Genomic DNA, 12806 nt, shown 5'->3' on the forward strand with positions numbered 1-12806 from the left:
GACGAGAGGGATTCAGTGGTCAAGCAAGCACGCGCCGAGCTGACTCGGCAGCAAATCGTTGCCGGCGCGGCCGCGCAGTTCGAGAAGACTGGTTACGGCAGCACCAGCATGGCCGACATAGTCTCGGGGGCCGGTACTACCAAGGGCGCGTTGTATTTCCATTTCGCGTCGAAGGACGAGCTCGCGCAATTCATCATTGCCGAACAGCATCGGCTCTCGATCGAGTCGGTGCAGGCGATTTCCGCGACGGGCAAGGACCCGTTGGAACAGATGATCATGCTCACGCACGAAATGGCACGCCAGATTGTCGACGAGCCGATCGTTCGCGCGGGCATTCGCCTCACGCTGGAACTGAGCACGTACGAGGGGCCGGTGGAACCGTACGCCGAATGGATCTCGGCAATCACCGATCTCACCGCCAGAGCTCAGGCGGAAGGTGAAATCCGAAAATCGGTCAGCGCAGAATCGTTCGGCAGGTTCATGCCCTCGGCATTCACGGGGGTACAGCTGGTTTCGAACGTTCTCACCCGACGCTCGGATCTTCCGGATCGTGTCGACGAGATGTGGCAGATCCTGCTTCCGGGGATCGTCAGCGACGAACTTTCCGGTGACATCGCGCGCCTCGTCAAGTCGCGGTGGACTCCGGCGGCGGCGTAGCCTGCGGGACATGGCCGTCACGCGGATAGTTTCGGATCTGTCGAGTAGTTCGCTCGAGGCCGCGCAGCGCTTCTACACCGAAGTGCTGGGCCTCGAAGTTGTCATGGATCACGGGTGGATCGTGACGTTGGCTTCGCCGACGGATCCGTCATTGCAGATCAGCGTCATGACGCACGACGCTCATGCGCCCGTAGTACCGGACGTCTCCGTCGAGGTGGACGATCTCGACGCGGCGTACGAGGCCGCGGTGCAGCGCGGCGACACCATCGTCTATCCCGTCACCGAGGAGCCGTGGGGTGTCCGCAGGTTCTTCGCTGCCGACCCCGACGGCCACGTGATCAACATCCTCAGCCACCGACGCGAGCAATGATGGCGTCCCGCCCGGGCGGGCTGACGTACCTCGAGGTGGGCGCAACGTCAGGCGTTCTCCCCGCCGGCTATCACCACGTTCACGAGAGCGCGACGGTCGGATCCGGACGGGAGGATTTCGAGGTTGCCGCTCGAACCGTCGCGAATTGGGGAATGCACCGCGGAGCCGGACTGGCCGTACGGACGACAGCCCCGACCGCCGTGGCGGGTCAGGATGCGACTTTCGGACTCGGTCCGGTAACTATCCCCGTTCGGATCGTCTATGTCGTAGACGAACCCAATCGCAAGGGCTTCGCGTACGGAACCCGCGCAGGCCACCCCGAATGCGGGGAGGAGTTGTTTGTCGTCCAGTTCGACGAGACCAGCCAAGCGGTTCGTATCGAGATCGTCGCATTCTCCAAGCCTGGAACGTGGTGGGTACGTCTCGGCGCTCCGATCGGACGTCGAGTACAGGCGTTTGTCACGCGCCGCTACATCCGTGCCGTCCGCCAGAGCGTCGCCCGATCGCGGGTCTGACCCGTTGTAGGCGTCAATTCAATCCAGCGTACGAATGCAATCCCGACACGACGTAGTTGATCGCAAACATGTTGAAAAGCATGGTGGCGAGCGCAGCAACATTGATCCATGCCGCACGCATGTTCTTCAACCCGGCGGTAGCGCGCGCATGGAGGTACGCGGCATAGAGAACCCAGGAGATGAACGAGACCGTCTCCTTGGGGTCCCAGCCCCAGAAACGTCCCCACGCGGCCTCCGCCCAGATCGCCCCGCAGATCACCCCGATGCTGAACAACGGGAACCCGACGACCGTTGTTCGGTAGGCCACGCGGTCAAGCAATTCGGATGACGGCAGTCGTGCCGCAATCCAACGCAACGCGCGTTTCTTCGACTGCGGGCCCACCTCGGCAATCATGAAAAGTGCGCTGACCGAACTTGCGAACGTAAGGATGCCGGAGGCGGCGACGATGATCGTGACGTGCACGCCGATCCAGTACGAACGAAGAGCGGGTACGACCGGCGCTGCCTCGGCATACATGCTTGCGGCGGCGACGAACAGAAGCACCACGGTGGGTGACAGAACGAAGATGGTCAACGATCGAATCGGGTACCGCCGCAGAATGACCAGCCAGCATGCCACCAATGCCGCGCTGAGGAAAAGCGCGTACTCGTAGAGGTTTCCGAGAGGCCATCGGTGCGTCGAGATGCCGCGAAGTGCAAGCGCGGTGACGTTGAGGACCAGGGCGACGACGATGAGAGACATGGCAGCGCGACCCGCACGATGGGCGCGGGTTCGATTCGGCAGCAATGCGATCCGGCCGGGCAATGCAGGATTCGATGCACTTCCGGCATGTGCGAGTGCCGGTCGCACCGTGGCAGAGAGGGGTGTGCTGGAGAAGTCGACGACGGAAAGAACCAGGGCGAGAACGTAAATCGCGAAAGACGACGCGAAGGCGTAGTCGCTGTACTGCGCGAGAACTGGATCGACCGACATCAGACTCCTCATAACGACCGGTTGGTTGTCATTTGGAATCTACTACACACGATCGTAGAACTGGCAGGGCCGTCTGTCGGATCAGTGGCCCGGAAAATGATTGGACGAGCTTCGGTTGGGGTTGATAGCTTGTGCGAGACCGTAACAACACGCCAGGAGGTGAGACCCATGAACGCTGTAACCATGTGGGTGCTCCCACTCGTGTTCACGGATCGGCGATTGACGTAGGTGTCGCCGGGAGCGCCCCGAGTAGGCAATCCCGAAAGGTAACACCATGCAATCCAATTCTCCGACCATCGAATTCACTTCCGAGACAACGTCGAACGGTGTCATCGAACGCCATTTCGTTGTAGACGACATCACCGGCGTGCTCTGGTCACTCGCGTCCGGATCTGTCGAATCACCACTTCTGCTGTCCGGGCACTCCGGCGGCATGCACAAGAAGGCGCCGGGACTTGTTGCCAGCGCACTCCACAGTGTGAGCTCCCACGGGTTCGCAGTCGCCGCGATCGACGCGCCCGGACACGGCGACCGGCCGCGGAACACACAGGACGAACAGTGGGTCGAGGCGATCCACCAGGCTAGGGCGGCCCACGAACCGATCGCCCCGATCGTCGTCGAGTACAACCGATCGTTGGCGGAGCGTGCAGTGCCGGAATGGCAGGTGACCATCGACGCTCTGCAAACGCTGCCCGACGTCGACGCCGACGCTCCGATGGGCTTCGGCGGCGTGTCGCTAGGGGTCGTGACCGGGCTGATGTTGGCCTCGGTCGAGTCTAGGATCGCTGCCGTGAGCTTCGGGGGAGTTTTTGTGGACGACTCCCTCATCGAAGCGGCACGAAAGCTCGCGGTCCCGGTCGAGTACCGGATCCCTTGGGACGACAAGGATTACGACCGCACGTCGGGGATAGCGTTGTTCGATGCCTTCGGCTCGAAGGAGAAGACGCTGCACGCCTACTCGGGCAGGCACTATCCGGTGCCCGACTACGAGCGCGACAGTTCGGCTCGGTTCTTCGCCCGCCACCTCGGCGGGAGCGGTGGCGCTCCTGTGAGCTGACGTGAACACGTATCGGCGTCCGGCCTGTGTCGGACGCCGATACGATTTTGATCCTTCGCTCGCTAGAAGCCGTCCAGCTTGGCCATTTTTGTTGAGGCGCGCGAGGGCGCGCGCAAGCATGGCCCTCGACCGGGGGTGCTTACAGCTCGAGGTGCAGTGCCCGTGGAATAGGGGGCCAGAGTGTTCGATAGCGACGAGTGGTCCTTACGGTCCGCCGGGCGGAACGAACTTGTTCGTGATCCAGTTCGATGCTTCGATCTCGTTGAGGATTGTCCGGAGACTTCGGTGGCTAATGCTCGTGCTGTGCCGAGTGTCCGGTCAATACCGAACATCGAACAAGACTGGAAACTTTCTCGTGTCCGACCTGAGGCGACGACATGTCTTTCAACCGCGCATGTCCAGCCATGCGTCGACTAACCGTCCGATACCTGACCTGGGGGCGGTACTTGAGTGGGCCGATATCGCACGGCGACTGCACCCGACTGGAACTCGTGGCGATCGACGAGTTCGAGTTGGATGCGCTCGTGCAGACCGGCGAGCAACGTCGGTCCGTGTCCGGCAAGGACCGGTTGCACAACGAACTCGTACTCGTCGATCAGTCCCAGGTCTGCCAATGCCAGGGGGAGTGTCACGCCGCCAACCCACAGACCTTCGCCGGGCTGCTCCTTGAGCCGTTGAATCGCTGACCCCAAGTCGCCTTGCACGAGTTCGGCATTCCAATCGACCCCGCTCAGCGTGCTCGACACGACGTACTTCTTAGCCCGGTCCATTGCCTCGGCGAACGGGATCTCCCACTCGTCCATCCAGTCAGGCCACGCCCCCGTTGCGGGCCGCCGCCACGCCGACTCCATCATCTCGTAGGTCACCCGGCCGAACAGCAAAGCATCGGCTCGTTCCATCTGAGCAGTCCAGTAGCGCATCGACTCCTCGTCGGGTGGAAGCCCCGCCTCGTGATGGCAGCAGCCGTCGAGGGTGACGTTGATCGAGTATCGAAGTGGTCTCATCTCGTTGTTCTCCCCTGATACGCGCAGAGTGACAGCACCGGACCGTACTCAGACTACTGCCGGGCCGTCGGTGTAGATCAGGTTCGGGACCTGGAGTCACGCGGGGGTCGACCGAACAGTAACCAGACGAGCGCACCGACTACAGGCACCGCGATCACCAGTGCCGACCACCAGAATTTGCTCCCCAAGCGGTCGAAATCGGTGCGCACGATCGCCACGAGCGCGCTAATCGTGATGAAGATCCAGGCAAGAACGAAGACGGTGAAGGTGATGTCCATCCAAAGCGGAATGGTGGGGTTGGGGGTCGATTCGTTCACGCTTCCAGACCACTTTCGACGACTGTGCCTTGATGAAACAACACGCTCCATCGATTCTCGGTGAACCGCCAGATGGATGATCGCTCGGTAACTCGTTGCGCTTGCGCCAGCCGGTACGTCACCAGATACGTGTCAGGCGCAATCCGGCTCAGCGCTGGCCGGTCGGCCGTCCACCCGAGTTCGGCGGCGTCGTTCACCTCGCCGCGGAGGCGTCGGCGCTCAACTACCGACTGCACGTAGTCGCGGGTGTATCGAGCGCCGGAGGCTCCGATCTCCCGGAACTGCGGGTCGACGACCGCATCGAACTCGTCTCGTGACATCGCTACTCGAGTTCGGTGAAACAGAGGTTCGAACTCCATCAACTCGTCGAGGATCGGGCGAAACTCGTGTGGGGTCGTCACGACTGCTCCGAGAACTGCGCCCTCATCTCGATCCCTATCTCCGCGTGTCGCAGGAGGAAGGCCTTCTCGTCATACCCCTTGCGCCGCAACCAGAGAGTGACCTCGCTGTTGCATTTGCTTGCATTGCACGAGCGGCACGCCGGTGCGATGTTGTCGAGTGTGTAGCGCCCACCGCGGGAGATCGCCAGCACGCAGTCACGTTGCGGCGACTCGTCCGACTCGCCGCAGTACGCGCAGCCACCCCAGGCCGCTTTGAGCGCGGACCACTGCTCGACGGACAGATCGTGCTCCACCAAATCCATCCGGCGTTTCCGTTTACGCGCGTATCTTGCTTTCCGGGTCCGGTTGACGGGCATGACGCCATGCTATCGCCGTGCGGCGTTCACTCCGGGTAGCGCCGCGGGGTGAACACCTGACGGCCCGAACCGGTTTCGACGACGGTTGTCATCGACGAACCGACGATGAGCAGCGTCCGCATGTCGATCTCGGAAGGCTCGAGCTCGCCGAGGGTCACGACGCGAACTGATTCCTCGGCACCGGCAACATCGCGGCCGATGACGACGGGAGTCTCGGGGGAGCGGTGCTCGAGCACGAGGTCCTTCATGGCTTGGACCTGCCACGTCCGGGACTTCGACGCCGGGTTGTAGACCGCAAACGCCATGTCCGCGGCTGCAACTGCCGAGATACGGCGCGCGACGACATCCCACGGCTTGAGGCGATCAGACAACGAGAGCACCGCGTAGTCGTGCCCGAGGGGAGCACCGACGCGACTGGCGACAGCGTTTGCCGCCGTCATGCCGGGAAGGATGCGGACCGGCACGCCGCGCCACTGGTCTTCGGCGGCAACTTCGAGAACTGCTGCAGCCATGGCGAATACGCCGGGATCTCCCGACGAGACGACAGCTACACGGGCGCCGTTCTTCGCCAGGTCCAACGCCATCGCGGCGCGTTCCGCTTCGACGCGGTTGTCGCTGGAATGGCGACGCTGGCCCGGACGCGTCGGCACGCGATCGACGTACGGGCCGTAGCCGACGAGGTCGGTTGCCAACGAAAGCTCATGCGCCACTTCGGGTGTGGTCCAGGCGGTGTCGCCCGGCCCGAGTCCGACCACGACCACCTCGCCGCGAGACTCGGTCGCAGGTCGAGGGTTGTTCGACGGGCTCGGAACGATGGCGATCGAAAAGTACGGAACTCCGTCCGGGTCGACCTCGGCAGCGGATTCGACGCGTTGACGTGTGGTGCTCGCGCGCTCGACGTAGTGGGCCTCGCCGAGGCGACCGGAATCCTCGAGCGATTGGAGGACCGGTGGGAAGGTACGTCCGAGCTTGAGGATGGCCGCGGCGTCGGTTTCCTTGAGCCGCCTGGTCAGCTCGGCCTGCGGCAACGTTCCGGGCAGGATCGTGAGGATCTCTTCACCCTCGACCAGCGGCTTTCCGAGTGCAGCAGATGCCGCGCTGACGGAGGTGACGCCGGGAATCACTTCGGCGTCGAAGCGATCGGCCAGTCTCTTGTGCATGTGCATGTAGGAGCTGTAGAAGAGCGGATCGCCGGCGGCGAGCAACGCGACGGTTCGACCGGCCGCGAGGTGAACTGCCAGCCGTTCGGCAGCTGCTTCGTAGAACTCGTCCATCGCGCCCTGGTATCCGCCGGGATGATCAACGGTCTCGGTGGTCACGGGGTAGACGAGGTGTTCTTCGATCTGTCCTTCGCGCATGTACGGCGCTGCAACTCCGCGGGAGATGCTCTTGCCGTGCCGCGCGGAGTGGAACGCAACCACATCGGCCTCGCCGATGACGCGGGCGGCCTTGACGGTCACCAATTCGGGATCGCCGGGGCCGATACCGACACCCCAGAGCTTGCCTGCACTCATTCGACTTCGCTCGCAATCGCATTGACGACGGCGGCGGTGATCGCGCTGCCGCCGCGTCGGCCGCGGAGAACGAGATGATCGATCCCGCTGGCGTGTTCGATGAGGGCTTCCTTCGACTCGGCAGCGCCGATGAAGCCGACCGGACCTCCGACGATGGCGGCCGGACGGGGTGCGCCGGCTTCGATGAGGTTCAGGAGATGGAACAGTGCGGTGGGTGCGTTTCCGATCGCGACAACAGCGCCCTCGAGCTTGGCTCCCCACAGTTCGAGAGCAGCCGCCGAGCGAGTGTTGTCGATGGTCGACGCCAGCACGGGAACCCGCGGATCGCCGAGGGTGCAGATGACGTCGTTGCCGGCGGGCAGACGCTTGCGCGTGATGCCGGCAGCCACCATCTGGGCGTCGCAGAAGATCGGCGCGCCGTCGCGCAGAGCTGCGCGCGCAGCCGAGACGACACCGGGTGTGAAGGCGACGTCGTCGACGAGATCGACCTGGCCACTTGCATGAATCATGCGCACTACAGCTTGCGAGACATCCGCCGGGAAACGGCTCAGGTCGGCTTCGGCCCGAATGGTGGCAAAGGACTGGCGATAGATTTCCGCGCCGTCACGGATGTACTCGATCATGTGCCACACGATAGAGGCATCACCGATCGGGCGGATTCACCCGGTAACCGTCACCCGTCGCGATCACATCCGCTACGTCCCCGCGGGGACGTCCGCAGCTGCGGTCGCACCCGGCCCAGTGCTGGCGCCCGACAACGGGAAGTTCTGCCTGCTCGACGGCGGTGATCGCGTCGGCGCGCACGTCGGCGAGCGACTTCTCGCATCCCGGACTTCCGGTGCAGGCGGTGACCTCGAGCCACGGTGAGTTCTCGTCGAAGATCAACCCCATGGGTGCCAGCACCCGGACTACCTGCTCGGCTGCCCATTCGTCGAGGTCGAAGATATGCACCGATCGCCAGGGCGTCACGACGACGGGCTTGTCGACGGCGGCGAGGAACTCGGCCAGCCGAGCGTCGAGCAGTCCGAATCGCAGGCCGCCGCCCAGAGCTACGGTCCCGTCGCGCTGCTCGAGCCAGCCGATAGTGGGCCGTGCATCCGGCGTGAGGTCCGCCGCAACGGTGGACTCGGCGCTCAGACCCAGCTGCTCGAGGGTGCGTTCGATTCCGTCCGGAACCTCGGCCAGGCGCCAGTGCTTGTCGCGGACGTCGAGGAATGATCGGGCCGCCGCGAGGAGCAATTCGACGGCGTCGTCCGCCTGGACGAGATGAGTGGTGTGGTGACCGGCGAGCACCAGTGAATGCTCGGTGGCGCTGAGTGCGTGGAGTCCGAAATCGCCCCGAAGCCCGCTGATGTCTCCGCGCCCGTCGTCGAGGGTGAACAGGGTTCGCCCTGGCAGATCTGCCAATGCTTGATCCGCTTGGATCGCCGAATCGAGACGGTGGACCAGTTCACGAATGTCGGCGACGCCCCCGATACGGCCGGACAGTGGGGACGCGAGGATGTTGCGCACTCGCTCGTGCGTCGCGGACGGCAGCAGGCCGGCCGAAGCGATTCGCGATGCGAAGGCTTCGGGGTCCGAGACCGAGCGCAGTTGGACGTTGCCCCTCGAAGTGAGTTCCATCTGCCCGTTGCCCAGATCGCGCGCCGCGTCGGCGAGCGTCTGCAACTGGGTGGGGGTGAGGAGTCCGCCGGGTAGGCGCACGCGTGCCAGTGCGCCATCGGCGGCGTGGTGAACTTGCAGTGCACCCGGGCACGCGTCTGGCTGTGAACGGTCCGTGGGCATGGCTCCAGGGTACGACCTGTCATGAGTGCCTTCTGCGGACCGGTAGCATCACCACCACCAGTGACGGCAGTTGAGGAAACCGGTGAAAGTCCGGTGCGGTCGCGCCACTGTGAGTGTTGCTCGAGCGGGACGTGTTTCCGCTCGGAAACATGAGTCAGACCCTCAACCGCCGTCGATGACAGATCTGTGCCACGGGGCGCGAAACCCCAGGAAGGCTTCACCCGTGATTCTTCTGCTCTCCACGTCCGACACCGATCTGCTGAGCGCCCGCGCCAGCCAGGAAGCCGGCGACGGAGTTTCCTACCGCTGGGCCAACCCCTCACGCTTGCTGGTCTCGGAGGACTTGCCGCCCTTGCTCGACGGCGTCGACCTCGTGATCGTTCGTATCCTCGGCAGCCGTCGCAGCTGGGAAGACGGCCTGGACATGGTCCTCGCCTCCGGACTTCCCGTAGTCGTTCTCGGCGGCGAGCACGCGCCGGACGCCGACCTCATGGAGTGCTCGACGGTTTCCGCCGGTGTTGCTGCCGAGGCGCACAACTACCTGGCCGAGGGTGGCGCACAGAATCTGGCACAGCTGCACCACTTCCTGTCCGACACCGTCCTGCTCACCGGCCACGGGTTCGAACCGCCGGCCCACCTGCCTTCCTGGGGCATCGCTGATTTCGCGCCCGATCTCGACTCGGCGAGCGGTCCGGTCATCGCAGTTCTGTACTACCGCGCCCAGCATTTGGCCGGAAACACCCGGTACATCCAGGCGTTGTGCGACGCGGTCGCCGAGGCCGGTGGCACCGCGCTGCCGATCTACTGCGCATCTCTGCGAACCGCAGAAGCCGAACTTCTGAGCACGCTCCGCCGCGCCGACGCCATGGTCGTGACAGTTCTTGCTGCCGGTGGCACGAAGCCCGCGACCGCGTCCGCCGGTGGCGACGACGAAGCCTGGGATGTCGCCGCACTCGCTGCGCTCGACGTCCCCATCCTGCAGGGCCTGTGCCTGACCAGTAGCCGCGCCACCTGGGACGAGAACGACGACGGACTGTCGCCTCTCGACGTCGCGACCCAGGTCGCGGTGCCGGAATTCGACGGCCGCATCATTACCGTCCCGTTCTCCTTCAAGGAAATCGACTCCGACGGACTGTCCACGTACGTCCCCGACGTCGAGCGCGCTGCCCGTGTCGCCGGGATCGCGGTCCGTCACGGCAAGCTGCGCCACATTCCCACCACCGAGCGTCGCGTTGCTCTGATGCTCTCGGCGTACCCGACCAAACACGCCCGCATCGGCAACGCCGTCGGTCTCGATACTCCGGCGAGCGCAATCGACCTGCTCACCGAAATGCGTTCTGCCGGTTACGATCTCGGTCCGGTCGACGGTCCGGACGCAGTTCCCGGCCTGGCGGCGAAGGACGGCGACGCGCTGATCCATGCCCTGATCGCGGCCGGCGGACAGGATCCCGACTGGCTCACTGCCGAGCAGCTCGAGGGCAATCCGATCCGCATCTCGGCAGCGAAGTACCGCGAATGGTTCGCCACCCTGCCCGAGGAACTGCGCAGCGGTGTCGAAGAGCACTGGGGCGCAGCGCCCGGAGAGCTGTACGTCGACCGCTCGCAGGATCCCGACGGCGAAATTGTCATCGCGGCACTGCGATTCAACAACATCGTCCTCATGGTCCAGCCGCCGCGGGGATTCGGTGAAAAGCCCGTCGCGATCTACCACGACCCGGATCTGCCGCCGAGCCACCACTACCTCGCGGCCTACCGCTGGATCGCTGCAACACCGGACAACGGCGGATTCGGCGCCGACGCCGTTGTGCACCTCGGCAAGCACGGAAACCTCGAATGGTTGCCCGGCAAGACACTCGGCATGTCGAGCAACTGCGGCACCGACGCGGCCCTGGGCGACCTGCCGCTGATCTACCCGTTCCTCGTCAACGACCCGGGTGAAGGAACACAGGCAAAGCGTCGCGCCCACGCGACTCTCGTCGATCACCTGATCCCGCCGATGGCCCGCGCCGAAAGCTACGGCGACATCTCCCGTCTCGAGCAACTGCTCGACGAGCACTCCAACATCTCCGCACTGGACCCGTCCAAGCTGCCGGCCATTCGCCAGCAGATCTGGACGCTGATGCGGGCGGCCAAGATGGACCACGACCTCGGCCTCGCGGAGCGTCCCGAAGAAGACGTGTTCGACGACATGCTCCTGCACGTCGACGGTTGGCTGTGTGAGATCAAGGACGTCCAGATCCGCGACGGTCTGCACATTCTCGGCCGCGCACCCGAGGGCGACGCCGAAATCGAACTGGTCCTGGCCATGCTCCGTGCCCGTCAGATGTGGGGCGGCGAACAGAGCGTCCCTGGTCTGCGCGAAGCTCTCGGGCTCAGCGAAGACGGCGACGAGTCCCGCAACCGTGTCGACGACGTCGAGGAAAAGGCGCACGCTCTGGTTCGCGGCATGTACGACGCCGATTGGAACCCCGCTGCGGCAGAACAACTCAGCGACGACGAGACCGTCGTGAAGATCCTTCAGTTCGCGGCCACCGAAGTGGTTCCACGCCTCCGACAGACGAACAACGAGATCAAGCAGGTCCTGCACGCGCTCGACGGCGGCTTCATCGCCGCCGGCCCGAGTGGGTCACCGCTGCGCGGCCTGATCAACGTGCTTCCCACCGGTCGTAACTTCTACTCCGTCGATCCCAAGGCAGTTCCCTCACGACTGGCGTGGGAGACCGGTCAGGCGATGGCCGAGTCGCTCGCCGCTCGATATCTCGCCGATCACGGCGAGTACCCGCGCTCGGTGGGTCTGTCCGTGTGGGGTACCGCCGCCATGCGTACCTCCGGCGACGACATCGCCGAAGTGTTCGCGCTCCTCGGTGTTCGCCCTGTCTGGGACGAAGCAAGCCGACGCGTGGTCAACCTCGAGGTCATCGATCTCGACGAGCTCGGCCGCCCGCGCATCGACGTCACCGTCCGCATCTCCGGATTCTTCCGTGATGCGTTCCCGCACGTGCTCGCACTGCTCGACGACGCTGTTCAGTTGGTCGCCGCATTGGACGAGACGGACGAGCAGAACTACGTGCGCGCCCACGCGCAGGCCGACCTTGCCGAGCACGGCGATGCCAGGCGTGCGACCACCCGCATCTTCGGTTCGAAGCCCGGAACCTACGGCGCCGGCCTGCTGCAACTCATCGACTCCAAGACCTGGCGCGGTGACGACGACCTCGCCGAGGTGTACACCAATTGGGGCGGCTTCGCGTACGGCCGTGGGCTCGACGGAATCCCGGCAGCCGACGACATGCGCAGTGCATACCGTCGAATCAACGTGGCGGCCAAGAACACCGACACGCGTGAGCACGACATCGCCGATTCGGACGACTACTTCCAGTACCACGGCGGCATGGTTGCGACCGTGCGCGCGCTGACCGGAAAGTCGCCCGAGGCGTACATCGGCGACAGCACTCGGCCGGAATCGGTTCGCACACGCACACTTTCGGAAGAGACCGCACGTGTCTTCCGGGCGCGCGTGGTCAATCCCCGCTGGCTCGACGCGATGCGCCGTCACGGGTACAAGGGTGCGTTCGAGATGGCGGCCACGGTCGACTACCTCTTCGGGTACGACGCCACCACCAACGTGGTCGCGGACTGGATGTACGAAAAGCTCGCCGAGACCTACGTTCTGGACGAGCAGAACCAGAAGTTCATGACGCAGTCCAACCCGTGGGCCTTGCACGGAATCGCCGAGCGGCTCCTCGAAGCCGCCGAACGCAACATGTGGGAGCACCCCGAGCAGAAGACACTCGACGGCTTGCGTCAGGTGTACCTCGAAACCGAAGGCGAGCTCGAGGGGGAGTAAACCTCGATCACCG

13 protein-coding genes and 1 riboswitch are annotated in these 12806 nt (G+C 64.4%); of the genes, 5 read left to right on the forward strand and 8 right to left on the reverse strand.

Annotation, left to right across the window (positions count from 1 at the left end):
- The first annotated feature begins 15 nt into the window (after positions 1–15).
- From ATN38_RS30775 to ATN38_RS30785, 3 genes are read left to right on the forward strand one after another with little or no spacing between them, the layout of a single operon-like run.
- On the forward strand, positions 16–657 hold the full coding sequence (locus tag ATN38_RS30775; protein ID WP_218749322.1) for a ScbR family autoregulator-binding transcription factor: 642 nt from the start codon (positions 16–18) through the stop codon (positions 655–657).
- Between the two features lie 10 nt (positions 658–667).
- A complete protein-coding gene (locus ATN38_RS30780; RefSeq protein WP_019748498.1) occupies positions 668–1027 on the forward strand; it encodes a VOC family protein in 360 nt (119 codons plus the stop codon).
- Positions 1027–1542, forward strand: coding sequence for a DUF1990 family protein (locus ATN38_RS30785; protein WP_218749372.1), 516 nt, complete (start codon positions 1027–1029; stop codon positions 1540–1542). Before ATN38_RS30780 ends, ATN38_RS30785 begins: the two co-directional genes overlap by 1 nt.
- Positions 1543–1555: 13 nt before the next feature.
- Here ATN38_RS30785 and ccsB read toward each other — a convergent pair whose 3' ends face one another.
- Positions 1556–2515: a c-type cytochrome biogenesis protein CcsB gene (gene ccsB / locus ATN38_RS30790; protein ID WP_007729846.1), complete on the reverse strand. Its 960-nt coding sequence runs from the start codon at positions 2513–2515 to the stop codon at positions 1556–1558.
- A gap of 274 nt (positions 2516–2789) precedes the next feature.
- Here ccsB and ATN38_RS30795 point away from each other — a divergent pair, with 274 nt between their 5' ends.
- Entirely contained in the window at positions 2790–3572 is a 783-nt protein-coding gene (locus ATN38_RS30795; RefSeq protein ID WP_070162313.1) for an alpha/beta hydrolase, read from the forward strand.
- A 413-nt stretch (positions 3573–3985) separates the two neighbouring features.
- Here ATN38_RS30795 and ATN38_RS30800 read toward each other — a convergent pair whose 3' ends face one another.
- From ATN38_RS30800 to cobG, 7 genes are all read right to left on the reverse strand, one after another.
- On the reverse strand, positions 3986–4576 hold the full coding sequence (locus ATN38_RS30800) for a dihydrofolate reductase family protein (RefSeq protein WP_042450962.1): 591 nt from the start codon (positions 4574–4576) through the stop codon (positions 3986–3988).
- 77 nt (positions 4577–4653) lie between these two features.
- Entirely contained in the window at positions 4654–4893 is a 240-nt protein-coding gene (locus ATN38_RS30805) for a PLDc N-terminal domain-containing protein (protein ID WP_218749323.1), read from the reverse strand.
- Positions 4890–5294 (reverse strand): hypothetical protein, encoded by a 405-nt coding sequence (locus ATN38_RS30810; RefSeq protein WP_007729842.1) that lies wholly within the window; start codon positions 5292–5294, stop codon positions 4890–4892. Before ATN38_RS30810 ends, ATN38_RS30805 begins: the two co-directional genes overlap by 4 nt.
- On the reverse strand, positions 5291–5650 hold the full coding sequence (locus ATN38_RS30815) for an HNH endonuclease (protein WP_076948440.1): 360 nt from the start codon (positions 5648–5650) through the stop codon (positions 5291–5293). Before ATN38_RS30815 ends, ATN38_RS30810 begins: the two co-directional genes overlap by 4 nt.
- A gap of 26 nt (positions 5651–5676) precedes the next feature.
- Positions 5677–7164: a precorrin-3B C(17)-methyltransferase gene (gene cobJ / locus ATN38_RS30820; RefSeq protein WP_030536355.1), complete on the reverse strand. Its 1488-nt coding sequence runs from the start codon at positions 7162–7164 to the stop codon at positions 5677–5679.
- Positions 7161–7787, reverse strand: coding sequence for a precorrin-8X methylmutase (locus ATN38_RS30825; protein WP_007729839.1), 627 nt, complete (start codon positions 7785–7787; stop codon positions 7161–7163). Before ATN38_RS30825 ends, cobJ begins: the two co-directional genes overlap by 4 nt.
- A 19-nt stretch (positions 7788–7806) precedes the next feature.
- The gene (gene cobG, locus ATN38_RS30830; RefSeq protein ID WP_118607197.1) at positions 7807–8949 is read right to left on the reverse strand and encodes a precorrin-3B synthase; all 1143 of its coding nucleotides are present in this window, start codon (positions 8947–8949) and stop codon (positions 7807–7809) included.
- Positions 8950–9023: 74 nt separating this feature from the next.
- Positions 9024–9109, forward strand: a riboswitch (cobalamin riboswitch).
- Positions 9110–9172: 63 nt separating this feature from the next.
- On the opposite strand from cobG, the gene ATN38_RS30835 reads away from it, so the two are divergent.
- Entirely contained in the window at positions 9173–12793 is a 3621-nt protein-coding gene (locus tag ATN38_RS30835; RefSeq protein WP_064074789.1) for a cobaltochelatase subunit CobN, read from the forward strand.
- Positions 12794–12806: the final 13 nt, after the last annotated feature.

This window comes from Rhodococcus sp. FH8 (genome assembly GCF_019266085.1).
GTDB lineage: Bacteria > Actinomycetota > Actinomycetes > Mycobacteriales > Mycobacteriaceae > Rhodococcus_F > Rhodococcus_F qingshengii.